We start from the raw sequence: 20,435 nt of genomic DNA, 5'->3' as shown, positions 1-20,435 counted from the left end.
GCCCGCCGCGGCCTCGGGACGTCCGCCCGGGCGTCCCGACGGCGGGCGTCCGGGCGGCCGGGTCGACCCCGCCGGGGCCCGTACCGCGCTCCGGGCGCCGCCCGCGCACCGCGCCCTCCGTGAGCGGGCCCGCGCCCGGGCCCGCGCCGCGCGCCCCCTCACGCCAGCAGCTCCGCCAGTGACCCGTCGAGGTCCATCGCCTCCAGCTCCGCCCCCGGCGGCACCAGCCGGTGCGCCCGCTCCAGCCAGGCCGCCACCGTCGGCAGCGGCGCCTCCAACAGCGCGTCGCCGGCCGGCGAGCTCAGCGCCATGCACAGCACGCTGCGCCGCCCCGAGCGGGTCGGCCAGATCCGCACGTCGCCCTGCCCGCACGGCCGGAACGTCCCCTCCACCAGCAGCTCGCGGGCGAACACCCAGGTCACCGGCGTCCCGCTGTCCAGGTGGAAGGTCACGTACACCGCGAACGGGTCGTGGCTCCCGTACGACAACCGGGCCGCCACCGGGACGCTGCGCTCCGGCGACAGCACCAGGTTCAGCTCCAGCTCCTGCTCCACCACTCCGGTCGACTGTCCGGCCATCGCCCTCACCCTCTCCGCCACGCCGGGGCCGCTCTTCGGCCCCGCACCAGCCAAGAGCGCGGTCGTCGCGGACTCTTACACGGGTTGCCCGAGATTCCGCGGAACTTTTTTCGGCAGAACCTTTTCCGCCCCGACCCGGTTGTTCCGGGCAGGGTTCACCGGAACGCGGATCCCCCGATCCGCCGCCTGACCGTCCGACCGCCTGACCATCTGACCATCTGACCGCTTCTCCGTGCCCGGAACCGCTCCACCACCCCGGGCGCACCTGCAGTACCACGTGTCTCCGCCCGTTTCACGAGTTCCGGTGAACCCGGGGGACGAGGTCGTTCGAGGTACTACCCTTTGTGACTGCCCGGCGACTCTCCGCCCGCGGCTCCCCCACGCACGTCCAGCAGACCCGCACGCCGCGGTGCCGGTACGAAGGAAGACGCGACGCCATGACGGACCGGCCCTCCACCGCAGGCTCGACCCTCGGCGCGACCCTGGCCGGGGAAGCCGGATCGCCCGGCTACTACCCCGACCCCTCGGTGCCCGGCTTCATCCGCTACTGGGCCGGCCACGCCTGGGTCCCCGGCACCAGCCGGCCCGCCCCCGGCCCCGGCGAACCGCTCGACCCGCCGCGCTTCGTCGCCCGCTACCTCACCGCCCCGCCCTACACCCTGCCGCCCGGCCTCGTCCCCGCGCCCGGCGCGCCCGTGGCCGCCCTGGTCGAGACCGGCCCCATCTACCTGGACGAGACCGGCGCCCAGGCCGTCTTCAGCATGGCCGCCCACCCCGCCAGTCCGGAGCCGTCGGCCGAGGTCGGTCCCGGGGCCGGGGGCGGGGGCGGCGAATCGGAGCCGGGGCCCGAGTCGGAGCCGGGGCCCGAGCCCGGGGCCGCCGGGGAGCTGGCCGTCCGCCCGCGCACCGAGATGGCGGCGCTGCGCCCCGTCGAGGCGGCGCCCTGGGCGGTCGCCGGGAACGGGCTGCAGCCGGTCGCGGTCGAGTCCTGGGCCACCGCCGCCGCGCTGCACCTCGGCGCCGGCGGCGTGCCGGCCGGAGCGGTCGTCGCGCCGCGCAAGGGGCGGGAGGGACGGGAGCGGCGGGAGGCCGGGGACGCCCGGGTGGCCCGGGAGGTGGCGGCGGCGGCCCGGCCGCTGGAACTGCCCGCGCCCGCGTCGGAGCCGGACCCCCTGACAGCCTTCGAGCCGGAGCCGGAGCCGGAGTCCGGACCGGCGGTGTCCGAGGCCGGGCGGGTCTCCGTGCCCCGGCCCGCGCAGCCGCTCGGCGGGACGCCCTGGCACGGGGCGGCCGAGGGCTCGGTGGGCCTGTCCGCCGGCGCGCCGGAGGCGCTGTTCGAACCGCTGGGCCCGGAGCCGGTGCCCGAGCCGGCGGCCGACCCCGGTTCGGGCTGGCGGGCCGACCCGCAGGCCCAGCGCGGGCTGATGGAGACCGGCGGCGCCCCGCGCTGGGTGTCCTGGGGCGTCGAGCCCGAACCGGAGCCGGTGGCCGCGTCCGAGTCCGTGTCCGAGTCCGCGTCCGTGTCCGGATCGGCGGAGCCGGCTGTCGCGGCCCCGGAGCGCAGCGCACCCGAGGCCGAGCGCCCCGGACGGGAGCCGCGGGCGGCGCACGTCACCAGCGAGCGGGTCCGCCCGCCGCGCGCCGCCGAGACGTCCGCCCCCGCCGCCGCCACCCGGAAGCGGCGCGCGGCGGCCCCGGCACCCGTACCGGCCGGGGTGGGCGCCCGGGCGCTCGCGTGGCTGGTGGACGGGGCGGTCGCGACGGTGGTCGCCGCGGCCGTCGCGGTGCCGTTGGTCGGCGCGGTGCGGGCGCACGTCCAGCAGAAGATCGACCAGGCCGCGCAGGCCGCCAGCATGACCGGCCGTCAGCACCGGGTGTGGCTGCTGGACGGGATGGTGCTGGGTCGGATCGGCGTGCTGCTCGGGGTGCTGCTGGTCTTCGGACTGCTCTACCAGGTGCTGCCGGTCAGCCGGACCGGCCAGACCTTCGGCAAGCGGCTGGCCCGGGTCCGGGTGGTCGCCGCCGGCGGCACGGGTGACGGGTCCGCCGCCGGTGCGCCCGGCTTCGGCCGTTCGCTGGTGCGCTGGCTGGCGCGCGGCCTGGGCACCGCCGTCCTGCTCGGCCCGCTCGCCGCCCTGCTGGACCGTCCGGCCCGGCGCGGCTGGCACGACCGGCTGGCGCGGACCAGGGTGGTACGGGCCGAACGAGGCTGACGCCCGCCGCTGCCGCCGCAAAACGGACAGAAACCAGGCAAATGTCCCCAAATCGTAGTACTGGCGGTGGTCTACTCGTGCCATGAGCACCAGTGACCCCTCCGGAACCGAGCCGGAGGAGGGCGGACGTCCTTCCTTCGGCAAGCAGCCACCACCGTCGGGCGCCCCGCACGACACCCCGCCCGGCTACGGCGGTCAGTACGGTTCGCCGGCCGGCTCGGGCTCCCCGTACGACAGCCGGCCCCCCGGCGACCAGCCGCCCGGCAACCAGCCGCCCGGCTACGGCCCGCCCCCCGGGGGGCCAGGAGGCCCCGGCGATCCGTACGGCTCGCCCTACGGCGCCCCCGGGCCCGGCCCCGTCCCCGGGATGCCCGCGCTCGGCGGCTGGGGCGCGCGGATCGTCGCCCGGGTGGTCGACTACCTGATGGTGCAGGTGATCGCGCTCCTGGTGCTGCTCCCGTTCCTGCACTTCGACCAGCAGAGCGGCTGGATCGGCTCGTTCTGGTTCAGCTGCGCGCTCTACCTGGTCTACGAGGGCCTGATGCTCAGCCGGGACGGACAGACCCTCGGCAAGAAGCTGATGAAGATCCGGGTCGCGATGCTCGCCGACGGCGCCCGCCCCAGCCCCGCCGCGGCCTGGAGCCGCACCGCCACCTTCATCGTCCCCGCGCTGATCTGCTGCGGCGGCCTGTGGTGGATCGTCGACGGCCTCTTCGGCGTCTTCGACAAGCCCTACCGCCAGTGCGTGCACGACAAGGCGGCCAAGACCGTGGTGGTCTCGACCGCCTGACCGGTACTCGTTCCCGTCTCCTGGGCCCGGGCCCGCGGCAGCCGTTGACCTGCCGCGGGCCCGGGAGTCGTTGTACCCCGGCCCGGCACCCCCGCTCAGCGCGACTGGTGCGCGTACGCCCGCTCCCGCACGGCCGGCGCGGGCCGGGCCGCCACCGGTGGCCCGGCGGGCCCCGCCGACCCCGCCCGTCCCACCGGCCGCGCCGGACGGCGCCGGGCGGCCAGCAGCACGGCGGACAGCGTCCCGAGCAGGACGGCGAAGCCGACCAGCACCGCGACCCGCCACACCCCCGACTCCCCGGACACGGCCAGCAGCGCGACCGCGGCGACCACCGCGGTCAGCGTGCCGACACCCCACTGCGCGGCACTGAAACGGCCACCGGACACGAGCGCGGCAGCCCGCGACGCGGTCACGGCACGGGACGGAACGGCGGGGCGCGGCATGGCGGTCGACCCTTCGGGAGGGCGGGGGAACGACGGGCACAGCGGGGAGCCGCGGGCGGGGACCCGGCTCGACAGGTACGGCGGCGAACGGTAAGTACAGCCTAACCAGCGGGAGTCGACCTACTCCGGGGCACAGGGGGCGCACGGACTCACGTCCCGGCAGCGCCCCGCCCCGGTAGCGTGCCGACCCCGACGTCCCCGCCCCCCAACCACCGGGAGCCGCCATGACCGTCCCCGCCGACTGGCCCACCACCGCCGAGGCCGCCCGCGCCGAACAGGAGCGCCTGCGCCACCTGGTCATCCCCGAGGGGCCCGAACCCCCGTACCGCCCCGGCACGTTGATCGCCGGCGTCGACGTCGCCTACGACGACGAACGCGACGTCGTCGCCGCCGCGGCCGTCCTCCTCGACTACACCACCCTCGAAGTCGTCGAACAGGCCACCGCCGTCGGCCGGGTCGCCTTCCCTTACCTCCCCGGCCTGCTCGCCTTCCGCGAACTCCCCGCCGTCCTCGACGCCCTCGCCCGCCTCACCCGCACCCCCGACCTCGTCGTCTGCGACGGCTACGGCCTCGCCCACCCCCGCCGCCTCGGCCTCGCCAGCCACCTCGGCGTCCACACCGGCCTCCCCACCCTCGGCATCGCCAAGAACCCCTTCACCTTCACCCACCAGCCCCCCGGCCCCCACCGCGGCGACTGGACCCCCCTCCTCGACGGCCCCGACCCCGTCGGCCGCGCCCTCCGCACCCGCCAACACGTCAAACCCGTCTTCCTCTCCACCGGCCACCGCATCGGCCTCCCCGAAGCCACCACCGTCACCCTCGCCCTCACCCCCACCTACCGCCTCCCCGAAACCACCCGCCGAGCCGACGCCCTCTGCCGCCAAGCCCTCGCCGCCACCGCCCCCACCCCCTGAACCCACACCCACCCACCAGGGGGCGTGTTGACTGCCCGTTGCATGTGTTAGACATAGAGATTGGAGCCAACTTTTCCAGGCCCCAGGCGGTCGAGCGGGCAGTCGAGCGGGGCAGCAGGTACGGGGGAGGTACGAGACACATGAGTACGGGTAACGGCTTCCAGATCGAGGTCGACAACCTGCGGGCGTTCGCGGCCCAAGTGCGGAGACTGCTCAGCGAGTTCGAGGGCAGTGCGGGCAGCTCGGAGGTGTACGGCCGGAGTGGGATCAGTCCGGCCGCGTTCGGGGACTTTCCCGAGGCGCAGGCGCTGCACGCGAAGTACAGCTTGATGCGTTCCGAACTGAGCAGTCGGCTGCAGATGATCCAGGACGCCATCGACTCGGTGCAGCAGAAGGCGGACTACACCGCGAACAACTACGACGAGCAAGAGCAGGACACCCGCAAGCACGTGACGCTCGCGAGCGACGGCTGGACGCCGGCCTCAAGCCCAGGCAGCACCAACCCCAACGAGAGTCGTGCGATCACCCCGGATACGACGGGGCAGCACTGGTGATGACGCAGATGACCAGGAAATCGGGCGACGAGCGAGGGGCTGAGCGGTGAGGCAATCGATTGACGGCGAGAGCGGGACCACCGACTTCTCCGTCCACAGCCATGGTGAGCTGATCTCCATGGTCAAGTCCATGAAATCGGCCGAGGTCATGGCTGCGGCAGACCCTTGGCGCCGCGCGGCCGAAACCCTGGACAAGGTCAGCGAGGCGCTGAGGACGGCTACCACGGATGCCACCAGCACCTGGCAGGGAAGCAGCAGCGAGGCGTTCAGCGCGCACGTCACGGAACTGGCCAGTCAGGTCGAGGCCGCTTCTTCCTACGCGCACGATGCCGCTGGGACGCTGGAGCTGATGTCCATCGAGATTGACACGGCCAGGAACAGCATGCCCGACAAGCCGGGCTTCTTCGACACGGTGACCGACGCGGTCGGTGACGCCGCCCAGCAGGCGGTCGGGATCGACAACTACGAGACCCAGCACACCATCGCCGAATCGCGCAAGGAAGAAGCGGTGGGGGTGATGAGGATCCTGGCAGCCAACTACAAGGCTGCCACCGGTTACCTGAGGGTCCCCAACGGCTCTCGATGGGAAGACTCCAAGGAAAATGTCTCGTCGGACAGCAGCGGGCAGGCCGGCCTCATCGCGGCGATCGCCGCTGCGGGTCTCGGCACCTACCAGCCCGGCGCACGGGTAAGCGGTTCTGCCGGGTCCCAGACCTCCTCCAAGGGCTTGTCCACCAGCCGTGCACCGCAGGCGCCGAAGGTCCAGCCTGCTGTGGTTCGTCCGACCGACGCGGGGATCTCCGGGGGAACGGCCAACGCCGTTTCCCAGCCGAAGGGCCCGGGCACGGGCATCGACGGCATCCAAGGTGGTGTGCGGGGCGGGACCGTGTCGGCCGGTGGTTCCGGTGGGGTACACGCCCCGGCCGGCGGTAACGGCTTGAGTGGTGGCGTCGGCGGCTCTGCGGGGCAGGGCGGGGGCACCCTGGGCAGCGGTACCGGCCTTGGTGTCAGCCGTGCCGGTTTCAGTGGCAGCAGTGCCGCGAAAGCCGGCACGTTCGGCTCCGGAGGCTTGAACAGCGGTAGCACCGCTACCGGCGGCGCGGGCGCTGCCGGACGTGCTGGGGGCGCGGGAAGCGGTGGCGCCGGCGCCGGGGGCCTCGGCGGTGGTGCCGGCAGTGGCAGTGGTGGCGGAGCCCCCAAGGGGCGATCCAGCAGCGGACTGGCCGGCAAGGCCGGTGGTGTCGTCGGTGAGACCTCGCAGGGCGGGGCCGGCGGGCGTGCGTTCTCCCAGGGCGGCTCCGGTATCGGTCGGAACCGCTTCGGTCAGGGCGCCACTGGTGGTGCGGGCCAGGCTGGGGCGGTCGGCCAGGGCGGTGCCGCCGGAAACGGTGCCGGAATGGCCGGTCAGGGCCAGGGCAGCAAGCGCGCCAAGAAGGGCACCACGGACCGCCCGGATTACCTGGTGGAGGACGAGGAGACCTGGGCCTCCGGCGGGAACGCCAACCCGAACGTAGTGGAATGACGCTCGGCCAGTAGGACAGTCGCACATTACCTGGCCGCCCTGTGGATCCAAGGGTCTGCGGGGCGGCCGCTCAACGAGGGGTGACGAGGCTTGACGACCAGCCGATCCGTACGCGGCCTGGCCGCGCTTGCTGCGGGAACTCTGCTGTGGGGCATCAGTACCGGGCCTGCTGCGGCGGACAACATCCGCCAGAACCAGTGGGTACTGGAAAAGTACGACATGGCGGCGAAGGTGTGGCCTCTCACCCAGGGTGAGGGAGTGACCGTGGCCGTCATCGACTCCGGTGTCGACGCGAGTCACCCCGACCTTGCGGGACAGGTGCTTCCTGGCCTTGATCTCACTCCCTCCGGTGGAGACGGGCGATCTGACACCGAAGGCCATGGCACTGCAATGGCTTCCGACATCGCCGGGCATGGGCACGGTGACAACGCCGGTGTCATGGGGCTCGCGCCCAAGGCCAAAATCCTCCCCATCAAGGTCACCCTGGGAGGGGCGGATTTCAAGGGACTTGACCATGAGACGGATCTCGGTGATGCCATCCGCTTCGCGGTTGATCACGGGGCCAAGGTCATCAACATGTCCCTCGGATCGAACTCGATAAGCGACAAGGGGTATCGGGAGGGGATCGAGTACGCCATCCAAAAGGACGTCGTACTCGTGGCCGCTACCGGCAACATCGCCGGAGTGGCACCCAGTTACCCTGCGAGCTTCCCGGGAGTGGTGGCCGTAACGGGCATCAAGCGGAACGGCGACCCGTGGGAGAAGTCGAGCACCGGACCCCAGGTGACCTTGGCGGCTCCGGCCGAGGAAATCTACAACGCCTCACCCGGTAACCAGTACAGCAAGGCCAACGGTACGTCGGATTCTGCGGCTTTCGTGTCTGCTATCGCCGCCCTGGTGCGCTCCAAGTATCCGAACCTGTCGGCCGGGCAGGTCATCAATCGGATGATCAAGAGTGCCTATCAGCCGGATGGAAAGGGGCCGTTTCCGAACGACAAGTACGGTTACGGCATCGCCTCTCCGTCCGGTGCGCTGGCTGCCAATCCGGCAGTGGACAACGGGTCGAAGCAGAACCCGCTGCTGAACCGGGCGGAGCCGGACCCGAATGTCATGGGTGGTACTTCGGCCGCGCCGTCCGCGCCCGCTTCGAAGCCGGCCTCCGGTGCTGTGAAGTCGCCTGCGGCCGGGGGGAATTCGGCTGCGCCGCAGGCGAGTGGGGAGGCGGAGGGCAAGAGTGGCAGTGGGGTGCTGATCGCGGTCGGTGGTGGGGTTGTCGGTCTGATCGTGGTCGTGTTGGTTGTCGTTCTGGTGCGTCGTTCCAAGAAGGGCAATGGGGGCGGGGGGCCTGGTGGTCCCGGTGGCCCGGGGGGGCCTGGTGGTGCTGGGGGGCCGGGTGGGGCTGGGTACGGGTACCAGCAGCCGCCGGTCGGGTATGGGTATCCGCAGCAGGGGCAGCAGTCGTCGGGGTATCCGCAGCAGCAGGGTGGGCAGCCTTCGTATCCGGTGCAGCCGCCGGCTGGGGGAATCCCTATCAGGGGTGAGGGGGCCGGTGGTCGGTCGGTGGAGGGGTGAATCCTCGGGGCCGGCCGGGGAGAGTTGCGTGGGGGTGTGCTGGGTGTCAGGGGTGGCCGTTCCGCGGGTCTTTCGAGTCGCGGAACGGCCGTTTTTTCGGGTGGGTGCAGGTCCTGCGGCGGATGGTGGCCGTGGTGGGGTGGGACACGCCCTCGGATGGGGGAGGGTGTTCGGGCGGGGTGGGGGTGGTGGGGTAGGAGATGGCGGAAGTGTGGTTGTCGGATGCCTGGAAGGTGGTTGCCGTGGTGCGGTGGAAGTTCGTGGTGGCGGGGGTGGCCGTGGTGGTGGCGGGGACGGTGGGGGCTTCGGGGGTCGCGGGGGCCGAGGGGGTGCGGGACGAGCAGCAGCGGGAGGTGTGTTCGCGGTTGTTGGACGGGTTGTTGCCGGGGTTGGTGCCGACGTCCTCGGTGTGTGCGGTGAATGTGGAGGGGCAGGGCTGATCCGTTAGGGTCGGTGGTGTGGAGGATTGTTACGCGTGTGCCCGGGAGGGCGAGTTCGAGCGGTTGCCGGCGTACCAGCGGATCGCGGTGGACGAGCACTGGCGGGTGGTGCACGCGGTGGATTGCGCGTTGCCGGGGTGGCTGGTGCTGCTGCCCCGGCGGCACCTGGAGTCGATGGCGGAGCTGACGGACGCGGAGGCGGCCTCGCTGGGCGTGTGGCAGGTCCGGCTGGCGCGGGCGCTGGAGGCGGTGACGGGGTGCCGGAAGGCGTACGTGGCGCAGTTCGGGGAGGCGGCGGGGTTCGCGCACCTGCATTTCCACGTGGTGCCGCGCGCGGCGGAGCTGCCGGAGGGGTCGCGGGGGCCGCGGGTGTTCGGGATGCTGCGGGCGGGGGAGCGGGCGGTGCCGGTGGAGCGGATGGACGCGTTGGCGGGGGAGTTGGCGGCGGCGCTGCGGGGGTGAGCGGTGGCGGGATCTCGACGGGTGCTGGCGGTTGTGGCGCTGGTCGGGGCAGGGGGGTGGAGGCCATGCTGAGGGCATGATCACTCCTGACACCAAGGACTGGACCTGGGTCCTCGAACGTCCCTGCGCGGACTGCGGGTTGGACACTCCGGCGGTCGGCTTCGCGGAGGTGCCCGGCATGATCCGGACCAACGCGGAGTTCTGGGTCGGGCTGCTGGGCGGGGCGCGGGAGGCGCTGGGCGAGCGTCCGGCGGACGGGGTGTGGTCGCCGCTCGAGTACGCCTGCCACGTCCGGGACGTGTTCCGGCTGTTCGACGTGCGGCTGCGGCTGATGCTGGCCGAGGACGGCCCGTTGTTCGCCAACTGGGACCAGGACGCCACCGCCGTCGAGGAGCGCTACCGGGAGCAGGACCCGGCCGTCGTCGCGGTCGAACTGGCGGCGGCAGCCGAGAAGTTGGCGCGTTCCTTCGAGTCGGTCGGGGATGCCGACCGGCAGCGCACCGGTGACCGCAGCGACGGTGCCCGGTTCACCGTGGAGTCCTTCGCCCGGTACCTGATCCACGACCCGGTGCACCACCGCCACGATGTGGCGGGCTGACGGGGGAGCGCGGGAGGGGGCTCAGCGGGCGGGGTCGTCGGGGGCGAGGGTCCAGGCGGGCAGGCCGTGCGGCATGGCCTCGGCGAGCGTCGTGCGGGGGCCGGCGCCGAGTCGGGCGGTGAGCAGGAAGCGGTGTCCGGTGCCGACCCGGCGGGGCTCGAAGGCGACGTGCAGGAACGGCGCGGACGGGCTGGAGGCGGTCGCGAGGCGCGTCAACTCGGCTTCCACCGAACGCCATTCGTCGGCGGGGACGTACTGCCGCATGATCGAGTGCCAGACCACCGTCAGGGTGCCCCCGGCGGTCTCGACGCCGCGCAGGAACGCGGCGGCGCCGGTGGCCTCGACCGGGGCGGGCGTCTCGGCGGCGAGCGCCAGGGCGCCGTTCAGCCGCTGGACGCGCGGGAGTTGGTCCGCCCACAGGTAGGCGCGCAGGGCCAGCGAGCCGTCGGCGGAGCGCGGGTCGATCGGGGTCGGGTCGCAGCCGCGCCGGTCGGTCACCCGCTGGAGCGGGGCGCCGCGCAGCCAGGCGGGCGGCTCGCCGCGCCAGGCGTCGGCGAGGACGACGGGGGAGTCCGCCGGGCCGTAGGAGAAGCCGTCCGAGGTGCAGCGGAACCGGTCGGCGAGCAGGTTGAGGCCCGCGCTGGAGCCGAGTTCGCGCAGCCGGACCGGCAGCGGGGTCCCGGCGGAGAGCTCCCGTTGGGCCCAGGCGAGGGCGGTGAACAGCAGGTTGGCGCGGCCGACCTCGTTGGTCTGCGGCGGGCGGGTCAGCCAGCCGCGGACGAACGGCAGGTGGGCGGCGACGGCGGCGCGGAAGGCCGGCCAGGGGGCGTCCGGCTCCGCCGGGTCGAAGCGGCCGCCGACGCTGGGGTAGTGCGCGGCCAGTTCGGGGGCCAAGCCGGACAGCACCAGGGCGTGGACGGCGCCGAGCAGCCGCAGGGCGATGGCGTCCGGGCCCGGGGCGTCCTCGTGGCCGGCCACCGCCTCCGCGCACGGGCCGCCCGCGAGCAGGTCCTCGGCGGCCCGGCGCAGCAGCGCGGCGGACAGCGGCGAGCCCAACGCGGCGCAGCCGTCCGCCTGGTGGTGGAACATGGCCGCTGCGTGGTCGAACGGCATGGCGGGGGTCTCCGTCCTCGAACTCGAAGGCCGTGGTCGGCCGCATCCATCCTTCGCCGCCGGCCCGGGCCCGGATAGTGCGTCTCGCGTGATGTCGATCACCGGGCCGGGCGGCGGGGGCCGCGGGGCGGCAGGGACGGCGGGGAGCGCCGCGGAGAACGGAGTGACGGACGACGGCGAGCGGTCGAGGCACGGAGGGGGCGTGCGGGTGGGGCCGCGCGCCCGTCCGGGCGGGGTTCACCAGTCGGTGGCGCGCCTGCGGTGGGTCTGGCGGAGCTGGCTGGTGATGTTGGCGGTGTCGCCGCCCATCACGTCCGCGATCTCGGGCGTGGCCAGGCCCACCACGTAGTGCAGGATCGCCAGGTCCTCGTCGCGGTCCACGTCGGGGCGCAGGCCGGTCTCCCCGGCCTCGGCGGCGTGCTCGGCGGTGACGGTGTCGCGGAGGATCTGCCAGGCTTCGGCGGCCGGGTTGGAGCTCTCCAGGACGGTGGGCCAGACCTCGGCGATCGCGTGCAGGGCGAGCCGGACCACCCGGTGGGCGGCGCCGTGCTCCGGGAACCAGACCCGGGCGTAGCTCTGGTACCGGGGTTCGTGCAGCTCGCAGAAGGCGGCGAACTCGACGGACACGTACGGAAGTTCGGTGGACCGATCAGCGGATGCCGAGTCTGCGGCCGGGACATGACGGTCAGTCACATCAGCTGCCTCTCGATCTGGGTCCGGACGGGGAGCGTCAGCGCTCACTCTAGGCCCTCGGGTGGGTGCTGTGGGTGACAAGTCTGCTGAGATGCCCGGCCGGGGAGCCGAAACGGCCCGTTGTGTGACGACCCGTCAGCAATGGCCGCCCGCCCGGCGCAGTTGCGAGGGCATCGCACCTGGTCAGAGGTGGTACAACGGCAGTGGCTGCAAGGGAGTTGGTGTGCCACTGTAAGCCCTATGGGTGAACGCGAAATCGGCGACGGGCCTCACCTCCACGGGCGAATCCCGGGCCACCGGCATGACCACCATCACACACCGGACCGGCCGGACCACCCCGGCCACGAGCCCCACGACCACCACCACCCGCACGGCGGCACCGCCCCCGGAGCGGAAACTCCCACCGCCCACGGGCCCGTTCGCCGGAGCGCGGACCACCCCCGCGCGCCCCACCCCGCGCACGATCACGGCGACGGAAGCGGCCGGAGTGACGACAGCGGCCACGGCCACGCGGACGGCCACGGCCACGCGGGCGGCCATCCGCACGGGAGCCCGCGCCACCGCCTGGCGCACCTGCTGCGCCCGCACTCGCACGACGCCGCCGACCGGGTCGACGCGGCGATGGAGTCCTCCGCCGAGGGCCTGCGCACGCTCTGGGTCTCGCTGCTGGTGCTGGGCGCGACGGCCGCCGCGCAGGCGGTGATCGCGGCGCTGTCGGGTTCGGTGGCGCTGCTCGGCGACACCGTGCACAACGTCGCGGACGCGCTGACCGCCGTCCCGCTCGGGGTGGCGTTCCTGCTGGGGCGGCGGGCGGCGACCCGCGGCTACACGTACGGGTACGGGCGGGCCGAGGACCTGGCGGGCGTCGCGGTGGTGCTGGCGGTGGCGGCGTCCTCGCTGGTGGCGGGGTGGACGGCGGTGGAGCGGCTGCTGCGCCCGGAGCCGGTCGGGCACCTGTGGGCGGTGGCGGGGGCGGCGCTCGCGGGGTGCGTCGGCAACGAGTGGGTGGCCCGCCACCGGATCGCCACCGGCCGCCGGATCGGCTCGGCGGCGCTGGTCGCGGACGGCCTGCACGCCCGTACCGACGGGCTGACCTCGCTGGCGGTGCTGCTCGGCGCCGGGGGCAGCGCGCTGGGCTGGCGGTACGCGGACCCGGTGGTCGGGCTGCTGATCACGGTGGCGATCCTGGGCGTGCTGCGCGGCACGGTGCGCGAGGTGGGCCGGCGGCTGATGGACGCCGTCGACCCGGCGCTGCTGGACGCCGCCGAGCGCGAACTCGCCGCCGTGGACGGGGTGCGCGGGGTCGGCACGGTGCGGATGCGCTGGATCGGGCACGCGCTGCGCGCCGAGGCGGACGTGACGGTCGACGGCGCGCTGACGGTGGTGGCCGGCCACCAGGTGGCGGAGGCCGCCGAACGGGCCCTGATCCGGGCCGTCCCCCGGCTGCTCGCGGTGACCGTGCACATCGACCACGCCCCGGCCGGGGCGGCCTGACCGCGGCCCGGAGCCGGAGGCGGCACCTGACGCATCGTCAGAAAGCCCGCCAGGGCGGCCTGTTGGGCCCTCTGGCGGGCTCCGGTGGCTCCTGTGGCCCGTGGGGCCGCCGGGGTGTCCGGGAGGCGGCTCGGGGCCCGTGGGGGCCGGGGCGGTTCCTCAGCGCTCGCGCGCGCTCCGGCCGGTCCGCCCGGCCCGGGCGCCCGGCCCGTCGAAGCGGACGGAGCCGTCGGTCCCGCCGCCCGCGCCCGCTGCCCGGGCCGCCGCCTCGGCGCCCGCCGTCCGCGCCACCGCCTCCGCCGCCCGGGCCGCGGCCTCGGCGGCCGCCAGCGCGGCCGCGTTCTCCGCGGCCCGGACCGCGGCCGCGACGCTGTCGGGCTCGCGGCGGGTCTGCTCGGGGATGCCGGCGGTGCGGCGGTCGGTCCGGGCGGTGGCCTCGGTGGCCTCGGCGGTCTCCCGGGCGGCCAGGTAGGCCTGTACGGCGGCGATCCCGTAGACCGGCTGGATCAGCTGGTGGCCCTTGAAGAAGGGCCGGGCGGGGGCGAACCCGGCGGCGGTCACGAGGTCGCGGATCTCGGTTATCTCTTCTTCGCTGCGCGCCGTGAAACGGACTTCCCAGCCCTTCTTGTACGTGCGTCCGTCCTCCCCGCCACGTCGGGCGGGATCCGGTTGGCGGACGTAGCCGGGCAGGCGGCCGAGCCGTAGTCGGGCGGCGCGCTGGGCTGAGGTCTCGTCGCGGGGCATGAGCCCGATGGTAGGCAATTCGGGGCGGGCGCCGACGCCGGGGGGCGTCACGGTGGGTGTGGGGTCGCTCACGTCTGGTCAGATCGCGCAGGTCGGCGGCCCGGACTCGGTCGGGTCGCAATGCTGTGTCGATCCGATGAAAATCGGATACTAGAAAACAAGTCCGATCTATTACGGCAAGAGAGTGAACATCCCATACGCCGATTGGGTGAGGGTATGGGGACTTTAGTGCTGAGCGGTCCCGGTTTGACGACGGTTGCGTAACAGGTCGCCAGGTCGGGCGTCGGCTGTCGGAGGCGAGGGGGAACGTGGAGGCATGAGCCACCGGATCCCGCAGCAGCCCGTGTCCCTCGAAGAACTCGCCCGCCGCCAGCAGAACGTGGTGACGGCCAGTCAGCTCCGCGCCCGCGGCGTCCCCGCCCGGATGGTGAGCGAGCACTGCCGCAGCGGCGGACCGTGGCAGCGCCTGCTGCCGCGGGTCTACCTGCTGCAGGACGGCGCGCCGACGCCCGAGCAGCGGATGTGGGCGGCGCTACTGTACGCGGCGCAGGACGGCCGCGCCGAGGACGGGGCCCGCGAGGGCGCGGTGATCACCGGCGCGGCGGCGCTCGCGCTGTACGGGTTCGTGTCGGTGCCGCGGCTGCCGGCCGTGCTCGGGGTGGAGGTGCTGGTGCCCCGGCAGCGCCGGCTGCGGGACGCCGGGCAGGTCCGGATCCGGCGCACCGGGCGGGAGTTGGAGGCCAGCTCGGTGCACGGCCTGGCGGTCGCCCCGGTGGCCCGGGCGGTGGCGGACGCGATCCGCGAGTGGGCCGAGCAGGGCGCGTTCGAGTCCGGCCGGATCGGCCCCGGCCTGCTGCGGGCGCTGCTGCGCGAGGCGCTGGCGGAGCGCGGCGGCCGCTGCACGGCGGAGCGGCTGCTGGCCGAGCTGGCCGAGGCCGAGCTGCTGGAGTCGCCCCGGGTGCGGGCCGCGGTGGACGAGCTGCTGGCCCTGCGCCGGGAGGAAGCGTTCGCCGAACTGTCGGCGCTGGCGATCGAGTTGGGCCTGCCGATGCCGCTGCCCGGCCCGGAGCTGCGGATGCGCGGCGGCACCTACGTCGCGGTGCCGGACCTGTACTGGCCGGAGGCGGCGGTCGCGGTCGAGGTCGACTCCGAACTGCGCTGCGTCAGCGAGGGCGAGGCCGCCTGGGTGCGCGGCGGCCAGCACCGGATGGAGTACCTGGGCGTCCGGGTGGTGTACGTCGGCTCGTCCCGGCTCGCCGCCGAACGGGGCGCGGTCGGCGGCGAGTTGGCCGAGGCGTACGGGCTCGGCGGGGAGGACGTGGTGGAGCTGGTGGTCACCGAGCGCTGAGGCGGGCCAAATTGACGGCGCGTCAGCTTCGGACGACCGGAGTTCCGGTCAACTCGACGCCCGCCGAGCGCAGTTCGTCCAGCGCGGTGGCGGTGGTGGCGGCGGCGACGCCGGCCGTGAGGTCGAGCAGGACCCGGGTGGCGAAGCCCTCGCGGGCGGCGTCCAGGGCGGTGGCGCGGACGCAGTGGTCGGTGGCGATGCCGACCACGTCGACGTCGGTGACGCCGCGCTCGTTCAGCCAGTCGGCGAGGGTGCCGCCGTGCTCGTCGAAGCCCTCGAAGCCACTGTACGCGGCGGCGTGCGCGCCCTTGGAGAACACCGCCTCGACCGCGCCGGAGGTCACCGAGGGGGCGAAGTTGGGGTGGAAGCCCACGCCCTCGGTGCCGGCCACGCAGTGCGCGGGCCAGGAGCGCGCGTAGTCCGGCTCGGCGGCGAAGTGCGGTCCGGGGTCGATGTGGTGGTCGCGGGTGGCGACGATGTGGGCGTAGCCGGGGGCGGACTCGGCGATCAGGTCGGTGATCGCGGCCGCGACCTCGGCCCCGCCGGCGACGGGGAGGCTGCCGCCCTCGCAGAAGTCGTTCTGCACGTCGACGACGATCAGGGCCCGGTGCATGGCTGGCTTCTCTCCTCGGAGTCGGGTGCGGTCCAAAGCCCGGGGGGTCTCGGCCGCGGTGGTGCGGGTGGTGCCGGTGGTGTGGCGTCGGAAGGCGTCCGGGCCGGGCCCGGACGGTACAGCGGTTGGCACTCTAGGCAGTGCCGGGGCGGTGCGGAAGTGCCGCAGGGGGAGTGCCGGGAGCCGGACTTCCGCACCGGCGGGCCCGCGCGGCTCCCGCGCCGCCCCGGCGCCGCCCCCGGGCCGGCGGGGGTCCGGGCTCAGCCGGCCAGCCGCTCGGTGGTGATCACCGGCTCGCCGCGGGAGAGCTGGGTGGCCGACAGCGGCAGCCCGGCGCGGGCCCGGCGGTGGCGCTCGCGGGCGGCCGCCAGCGGCTCGCGGCCGACCACCTCGCCGCCGGTGATCAGCGGGACCTGCAGCAGGTGCGGCGCCAGCTCGGCGGGCACCGGGCCGGTGCCGACCACCTCGGCCTCGGCGACGCCGTCCCGGTCGGGGCGGCGGGCGGCCCACTTGCGGCCGCCGACGCTGGTCTTGCCGCCGGCCGAGCGCTTGGCGACCGGGACGAGCTCGCCGCCGGGCACCGACTCGCGGGCGACCAGCTTGTAGACCATCGCGCAGGTCGGGTGGCCGCTGCCGGTGACCAGGCTGGTGCCGACGCCGTAGCCGTCGACCGGGGCGGCGGCCAGCGCGGCGATGGCGTACTCGTCGAGGTCCGAGGTGACGATGATCTTCGTGCCGGTGGCGCCGAGGTCGTCGAGCTGGCGGCGGACCCGGTGGGCCAGCAGGGTCAGGTCGCCGGAGTCGATCCGGACGGCGCCGAGGTCGGGCCCGGCCACCTCGACGGCGGTGCGGACCGCCTCGTTGAGGTCGTAGGTGTCCACCAGCAGGGTGGTGTCGCGCCCCATCGAGTCGATCTGCGCGGTGAAGGCGTCCCGCTCGCTGTCGTGCAGCAGGGTGAAGGCGTGCGCGGCGGTGCCGGTGGTCGGGATGCCGTAGGTGAAGCCGGCCTCCAGGTCGGAGGTGGCGGCGAAGCCCGCCAGGTAGGCGGCCCGGGCGGCGGCGACGGCGGCCTGCTCGTGGGCCCGCCGGGCGCCCATCTCGATCACCGGGCGGTCGCCCGCGGCGGCGGTCATCCGGGAGGCGGCGGCGGCGATCGCCGAGTCGTGGTTGAGGATCGACAGGATCACCGTCTCCAGGATCACCGCCTCGGCGAAGGTGCCCTCGACGGTCAGCAGCGGCGAGCCGGGGAAGTACGCCTCGCCCTCGGGGTAGCCGTGGACGCTGCCGGTGAAGCGGTAGTCGGCGAGGAAGCGCAGGGTCTCCTCGTCCACCACGTCCTGGTCGGCCAGCCAGTCGAGCTGCGGCGCGGTGAACCGGAAGCCCTCGATGGCGTCCAGCACCCGGCCGGTGCCGGCCAGCACGCCGTAGCGGCGGCCGCTCGGCAGGCGGCGGGTGAACACCTCGAAGACCGAGCGGCGGTGGGCGGCGCCACTGCGCAGCGCGGCCTGCAGCATGGTCAGTTCGTAGCGGTCGGTGAGCAGCGCGGAGCTGCGGTGCGCGGTGATGGCGTCCATGGGAATGATGCTACTACCACTTAGCGTCAGATTGACGATTTCTCTTCGGGGCTTCGTGTCGGACCCCGCGCCGGCCCGCCCGCGGCCGGGTCCGGGCACCCTGATTCGCTCCCGGCTCCCCCGGATGGAAGCATGGGACCGGGGGAAGCCGAGGTCGACGAGGAGAGACGGACTGTGAGTGTCGCGCCGGTGGAGATCGAGCGCCCGGAGGTCGAGGGGGTTCCGGTCACGGAGCCGGACACGCCCTGGGTGACCATCGTCCACAACGACCCGGTCAACCTGATGAGCTACGTCCAGCACGTCTTCCAGAGCTACTTCGGCTACCCGAAGGAGAAGGCCCGCCGGCTGATGATGGACGTGCACCAGAAGGGGCGGGCGGTGGTCTCCAGCGGCACCCGCGAGGAGATGGAGCGCGACGTGCAGGCGATGCACGGCTACGGCCTGTGGGCCACCCTGCAGCACGACTGACGGCCCGCCACCCACCATCGACGAGGGACTGATTCCACACCCATGGCCGGATTGTTCGAGAACGCGGGCGAGGGCGCGGCGATCGCGCTGGACGAGTTCGAGGCCTCCATCCTGCGCTCGCTCGAAGTGCAGATGCTGGAGCTGATCGGCCCGCCGCCCGGCGTCGAGAGCGACGACCCGCTGGCCGCGCTGTTCGCCGAGGGCCCCAGCACGGCCCCCGAGGACCCGGCGCTGCTGCGGCTGTTCCCCGACGCGTACGGCGGCCCGGAGGCGCCCGAGGACCCGCGGACCGCCGAGCGGGCCGCCGAGTTCCGCCGCTACACCGAGCTGGACCTGCGGGCCCGCAAGCGGGAGGACGCGCTGGCGGTCGTCCGGGCGCTGGACGGGCTGGGCGGCGAGGGCGGCGTGCTCCGGGTCCCGCCGGACGACTACCAGCGCTGGCTGGGCGCGCTGAACGACCTGCGGCTGACCCTGGGCACCCGGCTGGAGGTCAGCGACGAGGAGGACGACGGCCTGTACCGGCTGCCCGACTCCGACCCGCGCAAGCCGCTGGTGATCGCCTACCTGTGGCTGGGCGCGATGCAGGAGAGCCTGCTGGGCGTGATGGCGGACTGACCGCCCGCACCCCCGCTGTCACCCCTATGGTCCGATTGCTCCGGTAGCGCCCGGATTCGGGGCCTTCCGGGGCCCTCGCGTGGTTCACTGCTGCCTCCCCGGGAAGACGGGGCCCGTCGGCCGGCCGGCCGGCGCGGACCGGGAGGCGAGGCGGGCGGATGACGCAGCAGGCGACGGACGAGGCGACCGGGCCGGTCCCCGACGAGGAGGGCTACCAGCGCGGCCTGGGCAACCGGCAGATCCAGATGATCGCGATCGGCGGCGCGATCGGCACCGGCCTGTTCCTCGGCGCCGGCACCGCCATCTCCAAGGCCGGACCCAGCCTGATCCTCAGCTACGCGGTGGCCGGCGTGGTGATCTACGTGATCATGCGGGCGCTCGGCGAACTGCTCACCTACCGCCCGGTGTCCGGCAGCTTCGCCGAGTACGCCCGGGAGTTCCTCGGCCCGTTCGCCGGCTTCGTCACCGGCTGGACGTACTGGCTGTTCTGGGTGGTCACCGGCATGGCCGAGACCACCGCCGCCGCCGTCTACGTCCGCTTCTGGGCGCCCGGCATCCCGCAGTGGACCACCGCGCTGGCCTTCCTGCTGCTGCTGTACGCCGCCAACCTGATCTCGGTGAAGCTGTTCGGCGAGATCGAGTTCTGGTTCTCCATGGTCAAGGTCACCGCGATCCTCGGGATGATCCTGATCGGCGTCGGCGTGCTCACCCTCGGCTTCTCGGACGCCGGCGACACCGCCTCGGTCACCAACCTCTGGCAGGACGGCGGCTTCTTCCCGAAGGGGATCGGCGCCACCGTGATGACCCTGCAGATCGTCATGTTCGCCTACCTCGGCGTCGAGCTGGTCGGCGTCACCGCGGGCGAGAGCGAGGACCCGGAGAAGACCCTGCCGCGGGCCATCAACACGCTGCCGCTGCGGATCGCGCTGTTCTACGTCGGCGCGCTGGTGGTCATCCTGTCGCTGGTGCCGTGGAGCGAGTTCCAGCCCGGCGTCAGCCCGTTCGTCGCCGCGTTCGGCAAGATCGGCATCCCGGCGGCGGCCGGCATCATCAACTTCGTGGTGCTCACCGCCGCGCTCTCCTCCTGCAACTCCGGCATGTACTCCACCGGCCGGATGCTGCGCGACCTGGCCCTGCGCCGGCAGGCCCCCGGCCGGCTCACCCGGCTCAACGCCCGCCGCACCCCCGCCGCCGCGATCACCGTCTCCTGCCTGCTGATGGGCGCCGGCGTGGTGCTCAACTACTGCGTCCCCGAGCGGGCGTTCCAGTACATCACCTCGATCGCCACCGTCTGCGGCCTGTGGACCTGGGGCGTCATCCTGGCCAGCCAGATCCGCTACCGCGCCGCCTGGCGGGCCGGCCGGCTGCCCGCCCCGACCTTCCGCGCCCCCGGCGGCAACTGGAGCCGATGGCTCGCGCTGGCCTTCCTCGGCCTGGTCGCCGTCCTGATCGCGATCGACCCCGACGCCCGGATCTCGCTGTACGTCTTCCCCGGCTGGGCGCTCTGCCTGGCGGCCGGCTACACGGTGCTGCGCCGCCGCGACCCGGCCGCCCTGCACGCCGACGGCGGGGCCGGCGCGGACGCCGCCGGACAGGCCACCCGACAGGCCACCAGACAGTCCGGCGGACAGGCCGGCGGGCCCGCCGGGGACGGCGACGGGCGGGCGGGAACGGGCGGCTGACGCCT

Annotated in this window: 21 protein-coding genes; 14 read left to right on the top strand and 7 right to left on the bottom strand. The window is 74.0% G+C overall.

Features of this window, described 5'->3' with window-relative positions:
* Nucleotides 1–158: 158 nt before the first annotated feature.
* Complete coding sequence (locus tag KSE_RS14030; protein ID WP_014135973.1) at nt 159–578, bottom strand: SsgA family sporulation/cell division regulator; 420 nt, start codon at nt 576–578, stop codon at nt 159–161.
* Between the two features lie 437 nt (nt 579–1,015).
* On the opposite strand from KSE_RS14030, the gene KSE_RS14025 reads away from it, so the two are divergent.
* Nucleotides 1,016–2,791: an RDD family protein gene (locus KSE_RS14025; RefSeq protein ID WP_014135972.1), complete on the top strand. Its 1,776-nt coding sequence runs from the start codon at nt 1,016–1,018 to the stop codon at nt 2,789–2,791.
* Nucleotides 2,792–2,873: 82 nt separating this feature from the next.
* Entirely contained in the window at nt 2,874–3,581 is a 708-nt protein-coding gene (locus KSE_RS14020) for an RDD family protein (protein ID WP_033258747.1), read from the top strand.
* A gap of 95 nt (nt 3,582–3,676) precedes the next feature.
* On the opposite strand, the gene KSE_RS41150 is transcribed toward KSE_RS14020, so the two are convergent.
* A complete protein-coding gene (locus tag KSE_RS41150; protein ID WP_148283096.1) occupies nt 3,677–3,913 on the bottom strand; it encodes a hypothetical protein in 237 nt (78 codons plus the stop codon).
* A gap of 335 nt (nt 3,914–4,248) precedes the next feature.
* On the opposite strand from KSE_RS41150, the gene KSE_RS14010 reads away from it, so the two are divergent.
* The 7 genes from KSE_RS14010 to KSE_RS13980 all read left to right on the top strand — a co-directional run bounded on the left by KSE_RS14010 (nt 4,249) and on the right by KSE_RS13980 (nt 10,086).
* Nucleotides 4,249–4,938: an endonuclease V gene (locus tag KSE_RS14010; protein WP_014135969.1), complete on the top strand. Its 690-nt coding sequence runs from the start codon at nt 4,249–4,251 to the stop codon at nt 4,936–4,938.
* Nucleotides 4,939–5,078: 140 nt separating this feature from the next.
* Nucleotides 5,079–5,492 carry a hypothetical protein gene (locus KSE_RS14005; protein ID WP_014135968.1) on the top strand — a complete coding sequence of 138 codons (414 nt, stop codon included), beginning with the start codon at nt 5,079–5,081 and terminating at the stop codon, nt 5,490–5,492.
* A 46-nt stretch (nt 5,493–5,538) separates the two neighbouring features.
* Entirely contained in the window at nt 5,539–7,014 is a 1,476-nt protein-coding gene (locus KSE_RS41145; protein WP_051055215.1) for a WXG100 family type VII secretion target, read from the top strand.
* Nucleotides 7,015–7,104: 90 nt separating this feature from the next.
* On the top strand, nt 7,105–8,586 hold the full coding sequence (gene mycP / locus KSE_RS13995) for a type VII secretion-associated serine protease mycosin (protein WP_014135966.1): 1,482 nt from the start codon (nt 7,105–7,107) through the stop codon (nt 8,584–8,586).
* A gap of 200 nt (nt 8,587–8,786) precedes the next feature.
* The gene (locus KSE_RS13990; protein WP_014135965.1) at nt 8,787–9,026 is read left to right on the top strand and encodes a hypothetical protein; all 240 of its coding nucleotides are present in this window, start codon (nt 8,787–8,789) and stop codon (nt 9,024–9,026) included.
* 18 nt (nt 9,027–9,044) lie between these two features.
* A complete protein-coding gene (locus tag KSE_RS13985; RefSeq protein WP_014135964.1) occupies nt 9,045–9,488 on the top strand; it encodes an HIT family protein in 444 nt (147 codons plus the stop codon).
* 76 nt (nt 9,489–9,564) lie between these two features.
* Nucleotides 9,565–10,086, top strand: coding sequence for a DinB family protein (locus tag KSE_RS13980; RefSeq protein ID WP_014135963.1), 522 nt, complete (start codon nt 9,565–9,567; stop codon nt 10,084–10,086).
* Between the two features lie 21 nt (nt 10,087–10,107).
* Here KSE_RS13980 and KSE_RS13975 read toward each other — a convergent pair whose 3' ends face one another.
* Together KSE_RS13975 and KSE_RS38380 are read right to left on the bottom strand one after the other, a co-directional pair.
* Nucleotides 10,108–11,199, bottom strand: coding sequence for a DUF2332 domain-containing protein (locus KSE_RS13975; RefSeq protein WP_014135962.1), 1,092 nt, complete (start codon nt 11,197–11,199; stop codon nt 10,108–10,110).
* 237 nt (nt 11,200–11,436) lie between these two features.
* Nucleotides 11,437–11,826, bottom strand: coding sequence for a hypothetical protein (locus KSE_RS38380; protein ID WP_014135961.1), 390 nt, complete (start codon nt 11,824–11,826; stop codon nt 11,437–11,439).
* A 306-nt stretch (nt 11,827–12,132) separates the two neighbouring features.
* Here KSE_RS38380 and KSE_RS13965 point away from each other — a divergent pair, with 306 nt between their 5' ends.
* Nucleotides 12,133–13,386, top strand: a complete 1,254-nt coding sequence (locus KSE_RS13965) for a cation diffusion facilitator family transporter (protein WP_014135960.1) — start codon at nt 12,133–12,135, stop codon at nt 13,384–13,386.
* Between the two features lie 159 nt (nt 13,387–13,545).
* Here KSE_RS13965 and KSE_RS42800 read toward each other — a convergent pair whose 3' ends face one another.
* Nucleotides 13,546–14,130, bottom strand: coding sequence for a hypothetical protein (locus KSE_RS42800; protein WP_157850064.1), 585 nt, complete (start codon nt 14,128–14,130; stop codon nt 13,546–13,548).
* 316 nt (nt 14,131–14,446) lie between these two features.
* Here KSE_RS42800 and KSE_RS13955 point away from each other — a divergent pair, with 316 nt between their 5' ends.
* On the top strand, nt 14,447–15,478 hold the full coding sequence (locus KSE_RS13955; protein WP_014135958.1) for a type IV toxin-antitoxin system AbiEi family antitoxin domain-containing protein: 1,032 nt from the start codon (nt 14,447–14,449) through the stop codon (nt 15,476–15,478).
* 22 nt (nt 15,479–15,500) lie between these two features.
* Here KSE_RS13955 and KSE_RS13950 read toward each other — a convergent pair whose 3' ends face one another.
* Together KSE_RS13950 and KSE_RS13945 are read right to left on the bottom strand one after the other, a co-directional pair.
* Nucleotides 15,501–16,091 carry an isochorismatase family protein gene (locus KSE_RS13950; RefSeq protein ID WP_014135957.1) on the bottom strand — a complete coding sequence of 197 codons (591 nt, stop codon included), beginning with the start codon at nt 16,089–16,091 and terminating at the stop codon, nt 15,501–15,503.
* Between the two features lie 260 nt (nt 16,092–16,351).
* Nucleotides 16,352–17,665, bottom strand: a complete 1,314-nt coding sequence (locus KSE_RS13945; protein WP_014135956.1) for a nicotinate phosphoribosyltransferase — start codon at nt 17,663–17,665, stop codon at nt 16,352–16,354.
* 174 nt (nt 17,666–17,839) lie between these two features.
* On the opposite strand from KSE_RS13945, the gene clpS reads away from it, so the two are divergent.
* The 3 genes from clpS to KSE_RS13930 all read left to right on the top strand — a co-directional run bounded on the left by clpS (nt 17,840) and on the right by KSE_RS13930 (nt 20,430).
* Complete coding sequence (gene clpS, locus KSE_RS44640) at nt 17,840–18,133, top strand: ATP-dependent Clp protease adapter ClpS (RefSeq protein WP_033258748.1); 294 nt, start codon at nt 17,840–17,842, stop codon at nt 18,131–18,133.
* Nucleotides 18,134–18,175: 42 nt separating this feature from the next.
* On the top strand, nt 18,176–18,748 hold the full coding sequence (locus KSE_RS13935; RefSeq protein ID WP_014135954.1) for a DUF2017 domain-containing protein: 573 nt from the start codon (nt 18,176–18,178) through the stop codon (nt 18,746–18,748).
* Between the two features lie 158 nt (nt 18,749–18,906).
* A complete protein-coding gene (locus KSE_RS13930; protein WP_014135953.1) occupies nt 18,907–20,430 on the top strand; it encodes an amino acid permease in 1,524 nt (507 codons plus the stop codon).
* Nucleotides 20,431–20,435 lie beyond the last annotated feature (5 nt).

This window comes from Kitasatospora setae KM-6054 (assembly GCF_000269985.1).
GTDB lineage: Bacteria > Actinomycetota > Actinomycetes > Streptomycetales > Streptomycetaceae > Kitasatospora > Kitasatospora setae.
This window is presented reverse-complemented; position numbering and strand designations above follow the sequence as displayed.